Below are 20444 nucleotides of genomic sequence, written 5' to 3'. Positions count from 1 at the left end.
ACATGCAAGGAGCAGGTCACATGAGCAGCAACCAAGGGCAGTTCTTTTCCTCATCCGTCATGGAAGAGATCAAAGCGCGTTTTCATTGGATCAATCACGACGTGGACGAAAGCGAGCGTCTTTTCTTCGACAACGCCGGTGGATCGTTTCGGCTCAAAGCCGCATCCGAAGCGTTCGCGAGCATCGATGCGCTGCCCGATTGTCCCGAGCGCATCCATGAACGCGCGCGATACCTTCAGGACATTCAGACGCGTGGAGAATCGGATATTCGTCATATTCTCAACGCTCGCGGCGGTAGCATTTATATGTCGCTGACCGCGTCCGCCGCCATGTTCGACATGGTGCGCGCAGTCATGGAAAACACGCCCGGCACGAACGCGGTCACGACGATTCTCGAACACCCGTCCTCGTTCGATGCCATGAAGCTCTACTGCGAGCGCACAGGCAAGCAGTTGCGCGTTGCACCGAGCAATCCTGCAACCGGCGGTGTCGATGTCGATGCAATCGTTTCACTCATCGACGCAGATACCGCGCTGCTGAGTGTGATGTATGCCTCGAACATTTCAGGTGCGAAGTTCGACATTGCTTCGATCGTCGAAGGCGCGCGCGCGAAGAACCCCGACTTGTTCATCATTGTCGATGCCGTCCAGCATGCGCCGCACGCGGTGATCGACCTTCAGAAAACGCCGGTCGACGGCATCAACTTCGCACCGTACAAGTTCTTCGGCTGCCGAGGTTCAGGCATTGCGTGGCTGTCAAAGCGAATGGCGGAGTTGCCGCATCATCGGCTCGAAGCAAAAGAGAACGGCGTGTGGGAACTCGGCAGTCCCGCGCCGGCGCAGTTTGCGGTAGTGAGCGCGATTGTCGACTACGTCGCGTGGATCGGCGAGCAGGTCAGCGACTCCGGCGATCGGCGAGAACTCTTCGCACAAGGCATGCAGCACATCGAGAGCCACGAGCGTGCGTTGCTCTCGATGCTTCTGGATGGTGCGGAGGGGCAGCGCGGACTCAGAGCAATCGACGGCGTGAACGTGTTCTGGGACCACGCGGATCTGACGAAGCGCGATCTTATCGTGGGCATCGGCTTCGACGGCCTCGATCCCACGGCTGCAGTCCGCGAATACGAGAAACGCGGCGTGATTGTGTATGAGCGCATCGGGACCAGTCCCTATTCGGGACGTATGCTCAGATCATTTAACCTGGAAGGCGCGGTGCGAATTTCGCCGTTACATTGCCACGAGCCTCGCGATGTCGCTCGCTTCCTCGCGGTCACGGAAGAGCTGGCACGTCTACCTCCACCATCACATTTACTTGACATCTAAACTATCTAGGCCTAAATTATCTCCAGGCGGAATCCCCTTGGAGAACAAGCATGCGCATCGTCTGTATTGGCGGCGGCCCAGCCGGGTTGTACTTTGGCCTGTTGATGAAGGGCCGGAACCCGGCGTATGAAGTCATCGTCGTGGAGCGCAACCGCCCGTACGACACCTTCGGCTGGGGCGTCGTGTTCTCCGACCAGACGCTCGGCAACCTGCGCGCGGCCGACGCGCCCAGCGCCGACGCGATCCTCGACGCGTTCAACCACTGGGACGACATCGAGATCAACTTCCGCGGCGAGCAGATCCGCTCGTCGGGTCACGGCTTCTGCGGTATTGGCCGTAAGCGTCTGTTGAATATCCTGCAGGCGCGCTGCGAAGCGCTCGGCGTCAAACTCGTGTTCGAAACCCAGGTCACCGACGACGCCGTCTACGAAGCCGACCTGATCGTCGCCTGCGACGGCGCCAACAGCGCGGTCCGTCAAAAGTACGCGGCCACCTACCAGCCCGCCATCGACATGCGCGATTGCCGCTTTGTCTGGCTCGGCACCAAAAAACTGTTCGACGCCTTCACCTTCGCGTTCGAAGAAACCGAATTCGGCTGGTTCCAGGCCCACGCGTATCGCTTCGACGATCAGACCTCCACGTTCATCGTCGAAACGCCGGAGCGCGTGTGGCGCGCCGCCGGTCTCGACGAGATGAGCAAGGAAGACAGCATCGCCTTCTGCGAAAAGCTGTTCGCCAAGTACCTGGACGGCAACCCGCTGCTGTCGAACGCCACGCATTTGCGCGGGTCGTCGCAATGGATCCGCTTTCCGCGTGTTGTCAACGAAGAATGGGTTCACTGGCGCCACAACGCAGACGGCTCGCAAACACCGGTCGTGCTGATGGGCGACGCCGCGCACACCGCGCATTTCTCGATCGGCTCGGGCACCAAGCTCGCGCTCGAAGATTCGATCGAACTCGCCAACAGTATCGGCGCGCATCCCGGCGACTTGCCCGCCGCGTTGCAGCACTACACCGACGTGCGCAGCATCGACGTCCTGCGGATTCAGAACGCCGCGCGCAATTCGACAGAATGGTTCGAGCACGTCGACCGCTACACCGCGTTCGAGCCGGAACAGTTCGCATATTCGCTGCTCACGCGCTCGCAGCGCATCTCGCACGAAAATCTGCGTGAACGCGACGCGGGGTATCTGTCGGGATTCGAAGACTGGCTCGCCCAGCGTTCGGGCGTACAACGCGCGCCCGAAAAGCATTCCGTTCCGCCAATGTTCACGCCCTTCAGGCTGCGTGGCGTGACGCTGAAAAACCGTGTTGTCGTATCGCCGATGGCGCAATACTCGGCCGTCGACGGTATTGCCGGCGACTATCATCTGATGCACCTCGGCGCGCGCGCCATGGGCGGCGCTGCGCTCGTCATGACGGAAATGACCTGCGTGTCGCCCGAAGCGCGCATCACGCCTGCCTGTCCCGGCATGTATGCGCCCGACCATCTGAGCGCGTGGAAACGCATCGTCGATCTCGTGCATGGTCAGTCGGATGCGAAGATCGGCATTCAGCTCGGCCATTCCGGCGCGAAAGGCTCGACGCGTGTCGCGTGGGACGGCATCGATCAACCGCTCGCCGACGGCAACTGGCCGCTCGTCTCGGCGTCGCCGCAACAGTATCTGCCGGGCGTCAGTCAGCATTCGCACGAAGCCTCGCCTGAAGAACTGCGCGAGATCGAAGCGCAATTCGTCCGCGCTACGCAAATGTCCGCCGAAGCCGGTTTCGATTGGCTCGAATTGCACTGCGCGCACGGCTACTTTATGTCGAGTTTCCTGTCGCCGCTGACCAACCAGCGTACCGACGAATACGGCGGCTCGCTTGAGAACCGTCTGCGTTATCCGCTGCAAATCTTCAAAGCAATCCGCGCGGTGTGGCCGCAAGACAAGCCGATTTCCGTGCGTATTTCCGCGAACGATTGGGTGGAAGGCGGCACGACTCCGGACGACGCCGTGCAGATCGCCCGCGCCTTCAAGGCCGCCGGCGCCGACATGATCGACGTCTCGTCGGGTCAGGTCAGCAAAGCGGAAAAACCGGTCTACGGCCGCATGTTCCAGACGCCGTTCGCCGACCGCGTGCGTAACGAAGCCGGCATCGCGACGATCGCGGTCGGCGCGATCTCCGAAGCGGATCACGTCAACAGCATCATCGCGGCGGGCCGTGCCGATCTGTGCGCGATAGCGCGCCCGCATCTGGCGAATCCGGCGTGGACGCTGAACGAGGCCGCAAAAATAGGCTATTTCGATGTGATGTGGCCGAAGCCATACACGGCAGCGAAGTCCCAACTCGAACGCAATCTGGAACGCGAGCGTGCTCAAGCGGCGGCGAACGCCGGTCTCTCGCCGCAAGAACGTGCGCAACGCGCTGAGGGCACCACGTGAATACGGCCACGCTCACCTCGACAACGCTCGCCGGACAACATGCGGTGGTGACCGGCGGCGGCAGCGGTATCGGCGCCGCTGTAGCGCAAACGCTGCTGCGCGCCGGCGCGCGCGTCACCCTGATGGGCCGCAACGCGGAACGGCTGGCGGCACAGCAAGAACAATGTCAGGCGCTCGGCGACGTGACCTGCATCAGCGTGGATGTCACGCAGGAAGAATCCGTCGCGAATGCGTTCGCGCAAGCGGGCGCGGTGGACATCCTCGTCAACAACGCCGGTCAGGCGCAAGCCGCACCGTTCACACACACCGACATGGCGCTGTGGCAGCGCATGCTCGACGTGAACCTCACCGGCGTTTTTCTCGGCACGCGCGCGGTGCTGCCCGGCATGCTCGAACGCGGCCATGGGCGCATCGTCAACGTCGCCAGTACCGCGGGACAAATCGGCTACGCGTACGTGACCGCCTATTGCGCCGCGAAACACGGCGTGATCGGCCTGACCCGCTCGCTCGCGCTCGAAGTCGCGACCAAAGGCATCACCGTGAACGCCGTCTGCCCCGGCTACACGGAAACCGAACTGCTGCACGCCTCGCTCGAACAGATCACCAGCAAAACCTCGCGCACCGAACAGCAGGCGCGCGACACCCTGCTGCGCTCGAATCCACAACGTCGCTTCGTGAGTCCGCAACAAGTCGCCGACGCCGTGCTCTGGCTGTGCCAGCCCGGTTCGGACGCGATCACGGGGCAATCCCTTTCCATCTCCGGTGGAGAAGTCATGTGACCAAGTCAACGAATCTCAAGAAAACCGCGGCAAGCGAGTCGAAACCGCCGCGCAAAGGCGTCGCCAAACCCGCGGAGAACGTCGTGGACCTCGAAATGAGTACGGGCGCCGATAGCCACATGGGTCTGCGTTTGTGGCTGCGCATGCTGACCACCACCAACCTCGTGCAGGCTGAACTGCGCAAGCGCTTGCGGACCGAATTCGACACCACGTTGCCGCGCTTCGATCTGATGGCGCAACTCGAGCGTCATCCCGAAGGCCTGAAGATGACCGAGCTGTCGCGCCGTTTGATGGTGACGGGCGGCAACGTCACCGGCATTACGGACCAGCTCGAAAAAGAAGGGCTCGTTTCGCGCGACAACGATCCGAACGATCGCCGTTCGATCAGCGTGTGCCTGACGCCCGCCGGCCGTAAAGCGTTCGACCGGATGGCGGTCGCGCACGAACAGTGGGTCGTCGAACTGTTCGGCGGCCTGAGCCTCGACGAAAAATCGCGGACCCATCAACGTCTCGGCAAGCTCAAGCAACACTTGCTCGACACGCTGAAAGACTGAACCGCACCGCCGACCCTGGAGACACCCATGACACGATCCAACGCCGACGCGCTGCTAGCCGGCAACCGCCTGACGCTCGCCGGTTACGAGGCGCGGCACTTCGGCTGGTACGTCGCCGATAAGGTCGCGACGATCACGCTGAACCGCCCCGAACGCAAGAACCCGCTGACCTTCGAATCGTATGCGGAGTTGCGCGATCTGTTCCGCCAACTGAGCTACGCGACGGACGTGAAGGCCGTGGTGATTCACGGCGCGGGCGACAACTTCTGCTCCGGTGGCGACGTGCACGACATCATCGCGCCGCTGATCGATCTGCCGATGCCGGAACTGCTGCTCTTCACGCGCATGACCGGCGACCTCGTCAAAGCCATGCGTCATTGTCCGCAACCGATCATCGCCGCCGTCGACGGTATCTGCGCCGGCGCGGGGGCGATTCTCGCGATGTCGTCCGATATGCGTCTTGGCACCGCTCGCAGCAAGCTCGCGTTTCTGTTTTCGCGTGTCGGCCTGGCCGGCTGCGATATGGGCGCTTGCGCGATCCTGCCGCGCATCATCGGTCAGGGGCGCGCCGCCGAATTGCTGTTCACGGGTCGCTCGGCAAGCGGTGAAGAAGGTCACGCATGGGGGTTCTACAACCGCCTGTGCGAACCCGCCGCGCTGCTTGAAGAAGCGCGGAAACTCGCCGCCGATCTGGTCGCCGGCCCGACCTTCGCGCACGGCATCACGAAGAAGATGCTGCACCAGGAATGGAGCATGAGCATCGACGAAGCAATCGAGTCCGAAGCGCAAGCGCAGGCGATCTGCATGAGCACGCGCGACTTCGAGCGCGCGTACAGCGCGTTTGCCGCGAAATCGCGTCCGGTGTTCGAAGGAGATTGAATTGAGCGCCGATAACCATACGGATCTGCATAGCGCGTTGGCGTGGCCGTTCTTCGAGCCGCGTCACCGCGAACTGGCCACGGGTATCGAAACGTGGTGCCAGGCGAACCTCGGCCATGAATCGCACGACGACGTCGACGCCACCTGCCGCCACCTGGTGCGTGAACTCGGCGCTGCCGGCTGGCTGAAATACGGCGTGGGCGGCGTGGCCTACGGCGGCCACGGCGATACGATCGACACACGCGCCGTCTGCCTGCTGCGCGAAACGCTCGCCAAACATTCGGGTCTCGCGGACTTCGCATTGGCGATGCAAGGCCTCGGTTCGGGCGCCATTTCGCTCGGCGGCACGCATGAACAAAAAACCCGTTACTTGCCGCGCGTCGCCAATGGCACGGCGCTCGCCGCGTTCGCGTTGTCGGAGCCTGAAGCGGGGTCGGACGTCGCCGCCATGGCGCTCTCCGCGCGCGAAGACGGCGACGCTTACGTGCTCGACGGCGACAAGACGTGGATCTCGAACGGCGGCATCGCCGATTTCTACGTGGTGTTCGCCAGAACCGGCGAAGCGCCGGGCGCACGCGGCATCACGGCGTTTATCGTCGATGCGGATACGCCGGGGCTTGAAATCGCCGAACGGATCGACGTGATCGCGCCGCATCCGCTCGCGCGCCTGCATTTCGCGGGCGCACGCGTGCCGCGCAGCCAGATGCTCGGCGCGCCTGGCGAGGGTTTCAAACTCGCGATGCGCACGCTGGATATTTTCCGCACATCGGTGGCGGCCGCGTCGCTCGGATTCGCGCGTCATGCCATGGCGGAAGGCCTCGCGCGCGCGTCATCGCGCAAGATGTTCGGCCAGACGCTCGGCGATTTTCAACTGACGCAAGCCAAGCTCGCGCAGATGGCGTTGACGATCGACAGCAGCGCGCTGCTCGTCTACCGCGCCGCCTGGTTGCGCGATCAAGGCGAAAACGTCACGCGCGAAGCCGCCATGGCGAAGTGGCATGCAAGCGAAGGCGCGCAGCAAGTAATCGACGCGGCCGTGCAACTGTTCGGCGGCATGGGCGTGCAGAGCGGCACGGCCGTCGAGATGCTGTATCGCGAGATTCGTGCGCTGCGAATTTACGAAGGCGCGACCGAGGTGCAGCAGTTGATCATCGGCCGCGATCTGTTGAAGGCGCATGCCGCCGACGCCGCGAAGGGAAGCACGAAATGAACGCGTCTTTCGAAAGGCCCGTGCGTATCCGCTTCTCGCACTGCGACCCGGCGGGCATCGTGTTCTTTCCGCAGTATCTGGTGATGACCAACGCGCTGGTCGAAGACTGGTTCAACGAAGGCCTGCGCGTCGACTACGCGCAGATGATCAGTCAGCGCCGCGTCGGCCTGCCGATCGTCAAACTCGACTGCGAATTTTCGCGGCCGAGCCAGATGGGCGAAACGATCACGCTGACGCTGAATGTCGCAGCAATCGGCCGGCGCTCGATCTCCATCGAGATTGTCGGCCATTGCAACGGCGAAACCCGGTTCCGCGCAAAACAGGTGCTGGTGACAACCTCGCTCGATCGCAACGTTTCTATCGACATTCCCCCGGACATCGCGAGCGCGCTCGCGGCGTTCGCCCCTCAGCCCGACTCCATCGAGGCGCATCGCTCATGAAAAAAGCTCTTCTCCCCGCCGGTTGGATCAAACCCCGCGGCTACGCGAACGGCGTCGCGGCCACCGGCACGCAAGTGTTCATTGCCGGTCAGATCGGCTGGGACGAACAGGCGCTTTTCCAGACCAGCGACTTCGCGGCGCAAGCCATCCAGGCGCTCAAGAACGTGGTGGCCGTGCTGCACGAAGCGGGCGGCAAGCCGGAGCATCTGGTGCGAATGACGTGGTACGTCACGGACAAACGCGAGTACCTCGCGGCGCTGAAAGACATTGGCCGCGCGTTTCGCGAGCTGATCGGCGACTACGACATCGCGATGAGCGCGGTGCAGGTCGTCGCGCTGATCGAAGACGAAGCCAAGGTCGAGATTGAAGCGACCGCGGTGATTCCGCAGTAACGCCGTACGAAGCCTCCGAAAGCAACACGCAAACGCAGCACGAGAAAGCCCACCAAGCCCACCGAAGCGCATTCAGCCGGCTCACCGCCCCGGAGACCATGATGGAACCGTCAGCACACGTCGATACCTTCGCGCGCGACAATCTTCCGCCGCAGGATCAATGGCCTGTCTTTCTGCTGGACAACCCGGACGTGGCCTACCCCGCGCGGCTGAACTGCGCGACCGAGCTGCTCGACGGAAGCATCGAAGCGGGCCATGCCGACCATCCGGCGATCTGGTCGGAAGTGGACGGCAAGCCGCACGCCACGACTTACGGCGAATTGCTGGCGCGGGTGAATCGCAGCGCGCACGTGCTGGTCGATGAAATGGGTTTGCAGCCCGGCAACCGGGTGTTGCTACGCGGCCCCAACACGCTGCATATGGCGGTCACCGCGCTCGCGGCGCTGAAGGCCGGGCTGGTCGTAGTGCCGACCATGCCGCTGCTGCGCGCCAAGGAGTTGAAGCAGATCATCGAGAAAGCGCAGGTCGGCGCGGCGTTGTGCGACGCGCGCCTCACCCAGGAACTGGCGCGCTGCGCCGATCCGCAGGACGAGTTCTACTGCGCGGGCCTGAAGCAAACGCGCCTGTTTCACGACGACGCCGCCGATTCACTCGACACGCTGGCGGTCAACAAGCCCGACGATTTCACCGCCTGCGATACCGCCGCCGACGATGTCTGCCTGATCGCCTTCACCAGCGGCACGACCGGCGCGCCGAAGGGCTGCATGCACTTTCATCGCGACGTCGTGGCGATGTGCGATCTGTTTCCGCGTCATGTGCTCAAGCCGACGTCGAGCGATATCTTTTGCGGCACGCCGCCGCTCGCGTTCACGTTCGGGCTCGGCGGGCTGTTGTGCTTCCCGCTGCGCGTGGGGGCATCCACGGTGCTGATCGAAAAACTGACGCCGGAAACGCTGCTGCAAACCGTCGAGCGCTTTCATGCGACCGTGATGTTCACCGCGCCGACGTTCTACCGGCAGATGGCGCCGCTCGTCGCGCATCACGACATATCGACGCTCAAGAAAACCGTCTCGGCGGGCGAGGCCTTGCCCGATTCGACGCGGCGTCTGTGGCACGACGCGACCGGCATCGACATGATCGACGGCATTGGCGGCACCGAGCTGATCCACATTTTCATTTCCGCGCAGGGCGACACGATCCGCCCGCATGCAATCGGCCGCGCAGTGCCGGGCTACGTCGTACAAGCCGTCGACGACGACATGCAACCGGTCGCGCCCGGCACGATCGGCAAACTCGCGGTGCGTGGCCCAACCGGCTGCCGCTATCTCGCCGACGACCGGCAACAGAAGTTCGTGCGTGACGGCTGGAATCTGCCGGGCGATTCGGTCTATCTCGACGAAGACGGCTACGTGTTCTACCAGGCGCGCGCCGACGACATGATCGTCTCCGCCGGTTACAACATCTCCGGTCCCGAAGTGGAGAGCGTGCTGTTGCAACACGAGGCGGTGGCCGAATGCGGCGTGATCGGCGTGCCCGACGAAACGCGCGGGCAGATCGTCAAGGCGTTCGTGGTGCTTAATCCCGGTCATGCGCCGGACGATAAGCTGGTCGCCCTGTTGCAGGATTTCGTGAAAAACAGCGTGGCGCCGTATAAATACCCGCGCGTCATCAGCTTCGTCGGCGCGCTGCCACGTACCGAAACCGGCAAGCTCAAACGCTTCGAATTGCGGTCCATGGCATAAGCCTCACGCAGCGGCGTCGAATCCAGAGGCGTAACTAGAGCCCCGCCTCTGCGCAACACCCCTATGATGTGACACTCCACTGGCTACCGTTCCTCGACCCATGCTGACTGTCCATCATCTGAACAACTCCCGCTCGCAACGCGTGTTGTGGCTGCTCGAAGAACTCGGCGTTCCGTACGAGATCAAGCGTTACCAGCGCGACCCGAAGACCATGCTGGCGCCGCCCGAACTGCGTGCGGTGCATCCGCTCGGCAAATCGCCCGTGATTACCGACGACGGCCAGACCGTCGCCGAATCGGGCGCGATCATCGAATATCTGATCGGCAAATATGGCCAGGGCCGCTTTGCGCCGGCGCCGGGCACGCCCGAGCATCTGCGCTACACGTACTGGCTGCACTATGCGGAAGGCTCGGTCATGCCGCCGCTGCTGTTGAAGCTGGTGGCGTTGCGCATTGCCAGTGCGCCGATGCCGTTCTTCGCGAAGCCGATTGCCCGCAAGATCGCCGCGACGCTGCAATCGACCTTTATCGACCCGCAGTTGAAGTTGCATCTCGGCTACATCGATAAAGAGTTGAGCGCGACCGGCTGGTTCGTCGGCAACGACTTCACCGCCGCCGACGTGCAGATGAGCTTCCCGCTCGAAGCCGCCACCGCGCGCGGCGGCATGGAAGGCCAGATTCCCGCGATCACCGGCTTCCTGAAGCGCATTCACGCGCGGCCGGCTTACCAGCGTGCGCTGGAGCGCGGCGGCAAGTACGAAATCATCGGCGGCGACTGATCGGCGCAGCACCCAGAAACTCGTAGTTGTGGCGCGAAAGTGGCGGGTGCTAGACTGAAATTCCTATTGTCATCAACGGGTTGCCGGCGTTTCTTGCGCTAAGCGGCGGCCAGTCCATTATCCGCGCGAACCGGCCGGGTTGCATCCCCAAAAAGCCGGTCGGGAGCGGCACAGGAGTTCCCCGCATGACCCATTCCATCCACGGCAGGCAACGCTGGCTGGCGCTGATCGTTCTGTGCCTCGGCGTGCTGATGATCGTGCTCGACACGACGATCGTGAACGTCGCGTTGCCGTCCATCGCGGCGGATCTCGGCTTTAGCGAAACGTCGCTGGTCTGGGTGGTCAATGCGTACATGCTGACCTTCGGCGGTTGCCTGCTGCTCGGCGGGCGGCTCGGCGATCTGTACGGCCATCGCAAGCTGTTTCTCGGCGGCATTACGCTGTTCACGCTGGCATCGCTCGCTTGCGGCATGGCGAACTCGCAGGGGCTGCTGGTCTGCGCGCGTGCCGTGCAGGGTTTGGGCGGTGCGATCGTGTCGGCGGTGTCGCTGTCGCTCATCATGAATCTGTTCACCGAACCCGACGAGCGCGCCAAAGCCATGGGCGTGTACGGCTTCGTGTGCGCGGGCGGCGGCAGTATCGGCGTCTTGCTCGGCGGACTGCTGACCAATCTGCTGAGTTGGCACTGGATCTTTCTCGTCAATCTGCCGATCGGCATTGCGGTCTACGCGCTGTGCGTCGCGTTACTGCCGTCCGCGCGCGGTCATGCTCACGGCGAACGGCTCGACGTAGCGGGCGCGGTGTCGGTTACGGCGTCGCTGATGCTCGCCGTCTATGCGGTGGTGAACGGCAACGAGGCCGGCTGGACCTCCGTGCAGACGCTCGGCTTGCTGTTCGCGGCGCTGGCGCTGCTCGCCGTGTTCCTCGTGATCGAGGCACGGGTCCAGCATCCGTTGATGCCGCTCGGGCTGTTCCGCTTGCGCAATGTCGCGACCGCGAACGTGGTCGGCGTGTTGTGGGCCGCCGCGATGTTCGCGTGGTTCTTCATCTCGGCGCTGTATCTGCAACGTGTGCTCGGCTACCGGCCGTTGCAGGTCGGACTCGCCTTTCTGCCCGCCAATCTGATCATGGCCTTCTTCTCGCTGGGTCTATCGGCGCGGGTGGTGATGCGCTTCGGCCTGCGTATTCCGCTTGCGGTCGGCCTGCTGGTCGCCGCGTGCGGCCTCGCGTTGTTCGCGCGCGCGCCAGTGGGCGGCAGTTTCGTGATCGACGTGATGCCGGGCATGATCCTGCTCGGCTTCGGCGCCGGCATCGCGTTCAATCCCATGCTGCTGGCCGCCATGAGCGACGTCGATCCGAGCGATTCGGGTCTGGCGTCCGGGATCGTCAATACGTCGTTCATGATGGGTGGCGCGCTGGGTCTCGCGGTGCTGGCGAGTCTCGCCGCCGCACGCAGCGACACGATGCAGGCATCGCAGGGCGCGGTCGCGGCGCTCAACAGCGGCTATCACCTCGCGTTTCTATTCGGCGCGATTTTCGCGGCATCGGCGGGTGTGCTGGGTGGTTTGCTGCTGCGTCCCGGTCAGCAAGCTGCTGCGGACGCAACACCGGGACACGATGCCGCGCCGTCAGCGCGTTCATCTGTCCCGGAGAGCAAAGCGGCGGCGCAGAACTCCTGAGTTCGATCATCCGAACGGTCGTAAAAGCGCAATCCCGATCAAATGGGTCCGTCCGCGGTTAGCTAAGCTGGCTTCATGCTGATGTGAGAGCCGATATGAACCCGGTTGGAAAAGCGCTCTGGTTTATCGAAAGTCACTTTGCCGACGCGTTGACGCTCGACGACATTGCCGATTGCGGCTGCGTATCGCGCTTCCATATGGCGCGCGCTTTCGAAGCGGCCACCGGGCTTTCGGTCATGCGCTACGTTCGCGCACGTCGTCTGAGCGAAGCCGCGCGGCGTCTTGCCGGCGGCGCGCCCGAGATACTAGCGGTCGCGCTCGACGCCGGTTACGGCTCCCACGAAGCATTCACGCGTGCGTTTCGCGAGCAATTCGGGCTCACGCCCGACGCGCTGCGCGCGCGAGGTCATCTCGACAACCTTGCTCTCGTGGAGCCGATCAAAATGGACGAAACTCTTCTCACGCATCTGGAACCGCCGCGCTTTGTGGACGGCGAACCGCTGCTCGTCGCCGGTTTGGGCGAGCGCTATACGTGCAATACCAGCACCGCGATTCCGTCGCAGTGGCAGCGCTTCAACGCTTATGGCGGCAAGGTGCCGGGGCAGGTGAGCGGCGTCGCCTACGGGGTCGGTTACAACGCCGACGAAGCCGGCAATTTCGACTACCTGTGCGGCGTCGAAGTCACTGACTTTTCGGCCTTACCGGCAGAGTTCAGCCGCGTGCGGATTCCCGCGCAACGGTACGCGGTGTTTAGCCATCGCGAGCATGTGTCGGCGATTCGCCGCACCATGAATACGATCTGGAATCAATGGCTGCCGGCGTCAGGACATACGCCGGCGGATGCGCCGCATTTCGAGCGCTATGACGAGAAATTCGATCCAATCAGCGGCATGGGTGGGTTGGAAATCTGGTTGCCGTTGAAGAGCTGATTCGTAGCGGTAGTGGAACACTTCAGCATCGCTTTCCTTGCGCTTACCGTCGGCGGCAATGTCTTATCATGTCAGCTCCTGGACCCTGACGCCCACAAGGCAGATCGCGATGACCGACCACAGCAACCCGCTGTTGCAAGACTGGCAAACCCCTTACCAACTGCCGCCCTTCGCGCAGATCAAACCGGAACACTTTGCGCCGGCCTTCGCCGTCGTATTCGCGGCGCATCTCGCGGAAATCGACGCGTTGGCCACCAATCCGGCCGCTCCCACGTTCGAGAACACCGCAGTCGCGTTCGACGCCGCCGGCGCAGGGCTGAATCGCGTGCGTCTGGCCTTTGAAAATCTGTGCTCGTCGGAATCGTCGGCGGCGTTGCAGGCGGTGGAGCGCGACATGGCGCCGCTGCTCGCCGCGCACGACAGCCAGGTCTCCATGCATGCCGGCTTCTTTTCCAGATTGAACGCGGTTTCTCAGCAAGCCGCAACACTGGAATTGAACGAAGAACAGCAACGCCTGCTGCAACGGCTGCATACCGATTTCGTCCGCACGGGCGCTACGCTGGAAGGCGCCGCCCGTGAGCGCTTCGCTGCGATCGCGGAGCGGCTGGCCGAGTTGTACACCGGCTTCGCACAAAACGTCCTCGCCGATGAATCCAGTTACCAACTGCCGCTGACCACCGAAGCCGACCTCGCTGGCCTGCCCGATTTTCTTCGGCAGTCGGCGCGGAGTGCGGCTCAGGAACGCGGCGTCGATGGCTACGTCATTACGCTTTCGCGTTCGCTGGTGCAGCCGTTTCTCACGTGGTCCACACGTCGCGATTTGCGCGAAGCCGCATGGCGCGCATGGACCGGCCGTGGCGAAACGCCCGAGCGGGACAACCGCCCGCTGGCACGCGAAATCCTGCTGTTGCGTGCGGAACAGGCACGTCTGCTCGGCTACGACAACTACGCGGTGTACGCGCTGACCGACCGCATGGCAGGCGAACCCGCCGCCGTGTACGACCTGTTCAGCCAGGTTTGGGAACCGGCCAAAGCGAGCGCCGAGCAGGAACGTCAGGCGCTGGTCGCGCAGGCCGCCGCGCTCGGCGAGCCCACCGACATCGAACCGTGGGACTGGTACTACCTGGCCGAGAAAGTGCGCGTGGCCCGCTATGCGCTGGACGACGCGGAAGTGAAGCCGTACTTCAGCCTCGACGCCATGCTGAATGCGATGTTCGATTGCGCCAGCCGCCTGTTCGGCGTTCGCTTCGTCGAGCAGACCGGCGTGCCGCTGTATCACGCGGATGTGCGTCTGTGGGAAGTGCGGCGCGGCGACGACCTGATTGGTGTATTCCTCGGCGATAACTTTGCGCGTCCGAACAAGCAGGGCGGTGCATGGATGAGCGTCTATCGGACTCAGACGCGCAACGGCGGTAGAGCGATTCCGCTCGTGGTGAACAACAACAATTTCGCGCGCGGCGGCAACGGCCCCACGCTGCTCAGTTTCGACGACGTCCGTACGCTGTTCCATGAATTCGGTCACGGTCTGCATGGCTTGTTGTCCGATGTGACGTATGGACGGCTGGCCTGCACCAGCGTGCCGCGAGACTATGTCGAACTGCCGTCGCAGCTCATGGAGAACTGGGCCACGGTGCCGGAAGTGCTGGCAAAGCACGCACGCCACGTGACGACCGGTGCGCCGATTCCTGCTGCGCTGATCGAGCGTATTCGTGCTTCGCAGACTTTTAACCAGGGGTTTGAGACAGTGGCGTACACGTCGTCGGTTCTGATCGATATGGCGCTGCATCTTCACGAAGACCCGGAGAGTATCGACATTGCCGACTTTGAAGCGCGCGAGTGCGAGCGTCTCGGCGTGCCGCGCGAAGTGGGAATGCGCCACCGGCTGCCTCACTTCGGCCATGTTTTTGGCGGTGCGTACTATGCCGCGGGCTACTACGTCTACATGTGGGCGGAAGTGCTGGAAGCCGAGGCGTTCGACGCATTCGAAGAAGCCGGCGACGCTTTTGATCCGGTGTTAGCCGACAAGCTGCAACGTTATGTCTATAGCGCCGGGGATAGTCGCGAACAGCGTGCTGCGTTCCGCGCGTTCCTTGCCCGCGATCCGAAGGCGGCGCCGATGTTGCGCAAGCGGGGATTGCTGGCGTAGTGGGTCAACGCTTTTAAAGCACCACGCTAGGCCGAAGGTCGTAAAACAGCTCATAAACGAGCGCACGCAACCACTGGTGCCCTTCATCGCGCTGATATCGCTCATGCCAGAACTGGGCGATATCGGCAGGCGTGATATCGAACGGAAGCGTGACGGGCCGGACATCGTTCCGGCCCGCCAGCACGCGAGCGAGGCGGCTCGGAATACAGGCGACAAGATCGCTGGACGCAACGATCCGATCGAGCCCGAAAGAATGCGTGAGCTGCAACGCCACCCGGCGCGTATCGCCGCCATGCGGCGACAGCGCATTGAGCTCTGCCTCGAAACGCGCGTGACTTCCTGCCGTAGGCGTGTAGATCACATGCTCGGCCGCGAAGAACTCCTCCACGGACATGGCGGCGCCGATCGTCGGATGATCTTTGCGCACAAGCGCCGCGTACATTTCCGGAAACAGCCTTTGCTGATGAAAATCGGCATGCAGTCCCGTGAACATGCCGATGGCCAGATCGATCTGGCCGAGCTTCATCATTTGCTGCGCGGCATCGAGCGGCGGGTCGGCCGTCACGATCCGGATATTCGGCGCGACCCGCTGCAAATGCGCGACCAGCGGCGGAATGAAGATCGCCTGGCCGAGGTCGCTGACGTATAGCCGGAACGTGCGCGTGGCGGTGGCCGGATCGAACGTCCGCCCTGCCTGCATCGCCAGGCGCAGCGAGGCGAACCCTTCGTCGACGAGCGCCGCGATTTCGTCCGCACGCGGCGTGGGTTGCATGCCTTCGGCGGTCTTTACGAACAGGACGTCGTCGAACAATCCGCGTAACCGCTTCAACGCATTACTCACCGAAGGCTGCGTCAGATGGAGCGACTCCGCCGCCCGCGTCGTACTCCGGTTCCGGTATAGCACCTGGAACACGAGCAGAAGATTCAGATCGACATTACGCAACTCGGTATCGGCTTTCATCGCTGGGTCGGTGTGCGGATATAGATATCGTGAATGATGGTATTCAAAACCAAAATTTAACAGGGAATCGTGCCCGCCCTATGCTGGTTTCAACCCGCCGCGCGCGCAAGCGCCAGCGGACGTAGAACCGCCAACATCTTGGGAGGGCTCATGCAGGACAAGATCGCACTCGAAGAGCATTTCGCGTCGCCGGATACGATTGGCGATTCCGAGCATTACTTCACCGCCGACATCTGGCCGGAACGGCGCCGGCAATTACTCGACTTTCAGGCCGAGCGCATCGAGCGTATGGACGCCTGCGGCATCGCGTACACGGTGTTGTCGTTGAACGCGCCGGCTGTCCAGGCAATCGCCGACAAGCAGAAGGCCATCGACGTCGCACGACGCGCGAACGATCTGCTTGCCGAGCAGGTAGCGCGCCGCCCGGACCGCTTCGGCGCGTTCGCCGCATTGCCGATGCAAGACCCCGAAGCCGCCGCTCGCGAGCTGGCGCGCGCCGTGTCCGAATTGGGTTTCAAGGGCGCGCTGGTGAACGGCTTCTCGCAGATCGGCAGCGCCGACAACGCAACCTACTACGACCGGCCGCAATACTGGCCATTCTGGAGCGAAGTGGCGCGGCTCGACGTACCGTTCTATCTGCATCCGCGTAATCCGTTGCCAAGCCAGCAGCTCGCGTACGAAGGGCACCCCTGGTTGTTAGGTCCGGCATGGGCGTTCTCGCCCGAGACCGGCGTCCACGCCCTGCGGCTAATAGGCAGCGGCCTCTTCGACGCTTACCCGACGCTGCAAGTGATTCTCGGCCATCTGGGCGAACTCGTGCAGAACAACATCTGGCGCACGTCCCATTGGGCTTCATCGACCGGCAAGAACCCGATGGGCATCAAGGCGCAGCGGCCTTTCATCGACTACTTCCAGCGGCATTTTCACGTCACCACGAGCGGCAATTTCCGCACGATCGCCATGCGTAACGCGATCGACGAACTCGGTGGCGACCGCGTGCTGTTTTCGACCGACTACCCGTTCGAGACGATGGAAGAAGCGAGCACGTGGTTCGACCGTTCGGAGATCGGCGACAACGACCGGCAAAAGATCGGCCGCGACAACGCGAAACGCTTGTTCCGGCTTGCCTGATTCGCGCGCCAAAAACAGCAGGAACTCACCCGACAGAACTACAAGCGTGCGATTGAACTCGCACCGTAGTAATGCCCGACGGGCATGCATTTCCATCATCCTTACTCTATGAGGTATCAGATGCAATCCAATTCTTTCTCCCCCTGGCGCGGCCTTCTCGGCGTGCTGGGCCTCACGTCGCTGGCACTCGGCGTCACGGCGTCAGGCCCTGCCGCTGCCGCCGGCGACCGGGTCAACAATGTCGTGCTGGTTCATGGCGGTTTCGTCGACGGTGGTGGTTGGGAGGCTGTCTACAAGCTGCTAAAGGCCAAGGGCTTCAACGTCAGCATCGTGCAGAATCCCACGACGTCGCTCGCCGCCGACGTGGCCGCGACGAAAGCCGTCGTGGATGCGCAAGACGGCCCGGTAGTCCTGGTAGGTCACTCGTACGGCGGCGCTGTCATCTCCGAAGCCGGCAACGACCCGAAGGTCTCGCGTCTCGTCTACATCGCGGCGTTCGCGCCGGACCAAGGCGAATCGGTTCAGAAGCTGATCGGCACGCCCGCTCCGGGCGCGTCGGCGCCGCCGATCCTGCCGCCGGTCAACGGTTTCCTGATGTTGGACAAGACGAAGTTCGCTGCCGCCTTTGCCGGCGACGTGAAGCCTGAACGCGCCGCCTTCCTCGCGAACGCCCAGGTGCCGTGGGGCGTGGAGGCGTTGGCTGGTGAAGTCACCACGCCGGCCTGGCGCACCAAGCCGAGCTGGTATCTGGTCACCCAGGACGACAAGATGATTCCGCCGGATGCCCAGCGCGCGATGTCGAAGCGTGCCGGCTCCACGGTGGTTGAAACGCCGGGCAGCCATGCGGTGTACGAGTCGAATCCTGCCGTTGTCGCGACGCTGATCGAGAAGGCCGCTGCTGCGAAAAACTAAGCGCGTCGCATAAAGCGCATTGATGCCCTTCGAGCCTAGGCTCGAAGGGTTTTTTTTCATCGTTGGCTGGGTTCGGCCGCGTTATTAGTTCAAGCTTGATGGCGACGGATTTTCGATCCTGCGACGTTAAAGAGAGGCATAGAACCGACAGCGAGGCAAACCATGTCAGAGAGGGGGAGTATGTCCGGCCTGAGCAAAACAACCCGGCACGGAGGCGTATCTCGCGTGCTTGTCACAGCGGGACTCGTATCGATACTCGGCGCATGTGCGTCGGAGCAACCATCGGCGTCAGCATCCGCGCCCGAGGCATCCAACCCGCAATCCACATTTCCCGGCGCCGACTGGACGCGAGCCGCACCGACCACACAGGGTTTCTCGCAAGACGGTATCGACCGCGCTGTCGCCTACGCGAAACAGCAAGGTTCGACGTCCGGCATGATCGTCCACGACGGCGTAGTCGTTGCCGAATGGGGCGACGTATCGAGAAGATCCAATCTCTATTCGGCGCGCAAGAGCTTCATGAGCGCACTGATCGGCATTGCGGTCGGACGCGGCCAAATTCACCTCGACGACACGCTCGCGCAACTCGGCGTCGACGACAACGAACCCACTCTTTCGCCGACCGAGAAGCAGGCGACCGTGCGCATGCTGCTGGAGGCACGCTCCGGCGTTTATCACCCGTCCGTGTACGAAACGGCGGAAATGCAAGCCGCCAAACCACCGCGCTATAGCCATCCACCGGGTACGTTCTGGTACTACAACAACTGGGACTTCAACACGGTCGGCGCGATCTACGCAAAGGCCAGCGGTCAGGATATTTTCCAGGCGCTGCAGACGGAGATCGCGAACCCCATCGGCATGCAGGATTACCGGCCATCGGACGGCCACGATGTGTCCGGCGGACTCGCCACGCGGTATCCCGCCTATCTGATCGACATGAGCGCCCGCGATCTTGCCCGTTTCGCGCTGCTGTATCTGCACGATGGCCGTTGGCGCGACCGGCAGATCGTGCCGGCGGAATGGGTCGCCGAATCGACGCAATCGTATTCGGACACGACAACCGGCGGTTACGGCTACATGTGGTGGACGAGCGTACCGGCAAGCCGGCCTCGCGGCCCGAAAGCGGCGCTGCTAAGGCCTACTTTCTGGGCCGATGGTCACTTGGGGCAATATGCTGTCGTCGTGCCGTCGCTCGATCTGGTCGTGGTGAACCGGATCGATGCGCGGCTTACGTCGAAGCGCATAGGGCAACTGAAAATGGAGAAGCTGGTGTGGTTGGCCGAGTCCGCGCAAAACGCGAGCGGAATCGGGCCTGAACCCGCCAACTAACGCGAAGGCCAAAGCTTCCCGCTATTCGCTCAGCTCACGATGCAACGCGCGATATTCCTGCGAAAGCTTATGCCCCGGATCGAGGTGAATGACGGGCTTCGCCTGCTGATGCGATTCGCGAATCTTCACCGACGAAGACAACCGCGAAGCCAGCACCGGCAAGCCCTCGGCGACGAGTTCATCGACCAGTTGCTGCGGCAGGCTCGCACGCGGTTGAAACTGGTTGATGACGATGCCTTCCACTTCCAGCGCGTCGTTGTGATCTTGCTGGATCTCCTTCACGTTTTCCAGCAACGTGTACAGCGCGCGACGGGAGAAGTCGTCGCAGTCGAACGGAATCAGACAACGCTCGACGGCGATCAGCGCGGAGCGGGTATAGAAGTTCAGCGCCGGCGGCGTGTCGATATAAACCGCGTCGTACATGTCGAGCTCGTTGAGCGCATCACGCAACTTGTAGATCTTGTAGCGCGATTCGAGCTTGCCGTGCAACGCGTCCAGGTCGGCATGCGCGGGCATGATGTCGAGATTCTCGAACGGCGTCGGATGAATGAACGACGTTATTTCCACGGGCTTGAAGCTGAACGTCAGTGCGGTTTCGAAGAAGCCGGCAACGGTGGGATGCGCCTCGCTGGTTTTTGCGCCGAGCAGGTATTGACTTGAATTCGCCTGCGCATCCAGGTCGATCACCAGCGTGCGCAAACCTTCGCTGGCGCTGATGGCCGCCAGGTTGCACACGATCGTCGATTTACCTACGCCACCTTTCTGATTGAATACGACGCGCCGCATATTCTCCCCTTGCACGGAAGCTAACCCGAAGACCCCAGCATACCTGAGTCGT

Annotated in this window: 18 protein-coding genes; 16 read left to right on the top strand and 2 right to left on the bottom strand. The window is 62.8% G+C overall.

Annotated features, from left to right (window positions below; translation table 11 throughout):
- Positions 1-20: 20 nt before the first annotated feature.
- From HWY05_RS29635 to HWY05_RS29575, 13 genes are all read left to right on the top strand, one after another.
- Positions 21-1322: an aminotransferase class V-fold PLP-dependent enzyme gene (locus HWY05_RS29635; RefSeq protein ID WP_176060541.1), complete on the top strand. Its 1302-nt coding sequence runs from the start codon at positions 21-23 to the stop codon at positions 1320-1322.
- Between the two features lie 50 nt (positions 1323-1372).
- A complete protein-coding gene (locus HWY05_RS29630) occupies positions 1373-3745 on the top strand; it encodes a bifunctional salicylyl-CoA 5-hydroxylase/oxidoreductase (RefSeq protein WP_176060540.1) in 2373 nt (790 codons plus the stop codon).
- Positions 3742-4524, top strand: a complete 783-nt coding sequence (locus HWY05_RS29625) for an SDR family NAD(P)-dependent oxidoreductase (RefSeq protein ID WP_176060539.1) — start codon at positions 3742-3744, stop codon at positions 4522-4524. The genes HWY05_RS29630 and HWY05_RS29625 overlap by 4 nt, the downstream gene beginning before the upstream one ends.
- On the top strand, positions 4521-5078 hold the full coding sequence (locus HWY05_RS29620; protein ID WP_035560094.1) for a MarR family transcriptional regulator: 558 nt from the start codon (positions 4521-4523) through the stop codon (positions 5076-5078). Before HWY05_RS29625 ends, HWY05_RS29620 begins: the two co-directional genes overlap by 4 nt.
- A 27-nt stretch (positions 5079-5105) precedes the next feature.
- Complete coding sequence (locus tag HWY05_RS29615; protein WP_176060538.1) at positions 5106-5957, top strand: enoyl-CoA hydratase family protein; 852 nt, start codon at positions 5106-5108, stop codon at positions 5955-5957.
- 1 nt (position 5958) lies between these two features.
- On the top strand, positions 5959-7167 hold the full coding sequence (locus HWY05_RS29610) for an acyl-CoA dehydrogenase family protein (protein WP_035560100.1): 1209 nt from the start codon (positions 5959-5961) through the stop codon (positions 7165-7167).
- Positions 7164-7607: a thioesterase family protein gene (locus tag HWY05_RS29605; protein ID WP_176060537.1), complete on the top strand. Its 444-nt coding sequence runs from the start codon at positions 7164-7166 to the stop codon at positions 7605-7607. Before HWY05_RS29610 ends, HWY05_RS29605 begins: the two co-directional genes overlap by 4 nt.
- Positions 7604-7999 (top strand): RidA family protein, encoded by a 396-nt coding sequence (locus HWY05_RS29600; protein WP_035560106.1) that lies wholly within the window; start codon positions 7604-7606, stop codon positions 7997-7999. The genes HWY05_RS29605 and HWY05_RS29600 overlap by 4 nt, the downstream gene beginning before the upstream one ends.
- 101 nt (positions 8000-8100) lie before the next feature.
- Positions 8101-9741 carry an AMP-binding protein gene (locus tag HWY05_RS29595; RefSeq protein WP_176060639.1) on the top strand — a complete coding sequence of 547 codons (1641 nt, stop codon included), beginning with the start codon at positions 8101-8103 and terminating at the stop codon, positions 9739-9741.
- Between the two features lie 100 nt (positions 9742-9841).
- A complete protein-coding gene (locus HWY05_RS29590) occupies positions 9842-10519 on the top strand; it encodes a glutathione S-transferase (protein WP_035560115.1) in 678 nt (225 codons plus the stop codon).
- Between the two features lie 185 nt (positions 10520-10704).
- Complete coding sequence (locus tag HWY05_RS29585) at positions 10705-12198, top strand: DHA2 family efflux MFS transporter permease subunit (RefSeq protein WP_176060536.1); 1494 nt, start codon at positions 10705-10707, stop codon at positions 12196-12198.
- Positions 12199-12293: 95 nt separating this feature from the next.
- Positions 12294-13127, top strand: coding sequence for an AraC family transcriptional regulator (locus HWY05_RS29580; protein WP_176060535.1), 834 nt, complete (start codon positions 12294-12296; stop codon positions 13125-13127).
- Positions 13128-13236: 109 nt separating this feature from the next.
- Positions 13237-15273 (top strand): M3 family metallopeptidase, encoded by a 2037-nt coding sequence (locus tag HWY05_RS29575; RefSeq protein ID WP_176060534.1) that lies wholly within the window; start codon positions 13237-13239, stop codon positions 15271-15273.
- Between the two features lie 13 nt (positions 15274-15286).
- On the opposite strand, the gene HWY05_RS29570 is transcribed toward HWY05_RS29575, so the two are convergent.
- Positions 15287-16234 carry a LysR family transcriptional regulator gene (locus HWY05_RS29570; RefSeq protein ID WP_176060533.1) on the bottom strand — a complete coding sequence of 316 codons (948 nt, stop codon included), beginning with the start codon at positions 16232-16234 and terminating at the stop codon, positions 15287-15289.
- A 150-nt stretch (positions 16235-16384) separates the two neighbouring features.
- Here HWY05_RS29570 and HWY05_RS29565 point away from each other — a divergent pair, with 150 nt between their 5' ends.
- From HWY05_RS29565 to HWY05_RS29555, 3 genes are all read left to right on the top strand, one after another.
- Complete coding sequence (locus HWY05_RS29565) at positions 16385-17365, top strand: amidohydrolase family protein (RefSeq protein WP_176060532.1); 981 nt, start codon at positions 16385-16387, stop codon at positions 17363-17365.
- A gap of 120 nt (positions 17366-17485) precedes the next feature.
- Positions 17486-18277 (top strand): alpha/beta hydrolase, encoded by a 792-nt coding sequence (locus tag HWY05_RS29560; RefSeq protein WP_176060531.1) that lies wholly within the window; start codon positions 17486-17488, stop codon positions 18275-18277.
- A 225-nt stretch (positions 18278-18502) separates the two neighbouring features.
- Positions 18503-19606, top strand: a complete 1104-nt coding sequence (locus HWY05_RS29555) for a serine hydrolase (RefSeq protein WP_176060530.1) — start codon at positions 18503-18505, stop codon at positions 19604-19606.
- Positions 19607-19627: 21 nt separating this feature from the next.
- On the opposite strand, the gene HWY05_RS29550 is transcribed toward HWY05_RS29555, so the two are convergent.
- On the bottom strand, positions 19628-20392 hold the full coding sequence (locus tag HWY05_RS29550) for a ParA family protein (RefSeq protein WP_035560127.1): 765 nt from the start codon (positions 20390-20392) through the stop codon (positions 19628-19630).
- Between the last annotated feature and the right edge of the window lie 52 nt (positions 20393-20444).

Origin of the sequence: Paraburkholderia sp. BCC1876, assembly GCF_902833695.1 — a bacterium.
In the GTDB taxonomy this organism is placed as follows: domain Bacteria; phylum Pseudomonadota; class Gammaproteobacteria; order Burkholderiales; family Burkholderiaceae; genus Paraburkholderia.
Note: the sequence above shows the minus strand (reverse complement) of the source record. Positions and strands in the feature narration are given on the sequence as shown.

Coding starts and splice junctions, on each gene's coding strand:
- HWY05_RS29600 (WP_035560106.1), top strand. CDS start 7,604: ATGAAAAAAGCTCTTCTCCCCGCCGGTTGGATCAAACCCCGCGGCTAC.
- HWY05_RS29560 (WP_176060531.1), top strand. CDS start 17,486: ATGCAATCCAATTCTTTCTCCCCCTGGCGCGGCCTTCTCGGCGTGCTG.
- HWY05_RS29565 (WP_176060532.1), top strand. CDS start 16,385: ATGCAGGACAAGATCGCACTCGAAGAGCATTTCGCGTCGCCGGATACG.
- HWY05_RS29630 (WP_176060540.1), top strand. CDS start 1,373: ATGCGCATCGTCTGTATTGGCGGCGGCCCAGCCGGGTTGTACTTTGGC.
- HWY05_RS29570 (WP_176060533.1), bottom strand. CDS start 16,234: ATGAAAGCCGATACCGAGTTGCGTAATGTCGATCTGAATCTTCTGCTC.
- HWY05_RS29635 (WP_176060541.1), top strand. CDS start 21: ATGAGCAGCAACCAAGGGCAGTTCTTTTCCTCATCCGTCATGGAAGAG.
- HWY05_RS29595 (WP_176060639.1), top strand. CDS start 8,101: ATGGAACCGTCAGCACACGTCGATACCTTCGCGCGCGACAATCTTCCG.
- HWY05_RS29575 (WP_176060534.1), top strand. CDS start 13,237: ATGACCGACCACAGCAACCCGCTGTTGCAAGACTGGCAAACCCCTTAC.
- HWY05_RS29615 (WP_176060538.1), top strand. CDS start 5,106: ATGACACGATCCAACGCCGACGCGCTGCTAGCCGGCAACCGCCTGACG.
- HWY05_RS29585 (WP_176060536.1), top strand. CDS start 10,705: ATGACCCATTCCATCCACGGCAGGCAACGCTGGCTGGCGCTGATCGTT.
- HWY05_RS29590 (WP_035560115.1), top strand. CDS start 9,842: ATGCTGACTGTCCATCATCTGAACAACTCCCGCTCGCAACGCGTGTTG.
- HWY05_RS29605 (WP_176060537.1), top strand. CDS start 7,164: ATGAACGCGTCTTTCGAAAGGCCCGTGCGTATCCGCTTCTCGCACTGC.
- HWY05_RS29550 (WP_035560127.1), bottom strand. CDS start 20,392: ATGCGGCGCGTCGTATTCAATCAGAAAGGTGGCGTAGGTAAATCGACG.
- HWY05_RS29580 (WP_176060535.1), top strand. CDS start 12,294: ATGAACCCGGTTGGAAAAGCGCTCTGGTTTATCGAAAGTCACTTTGCC.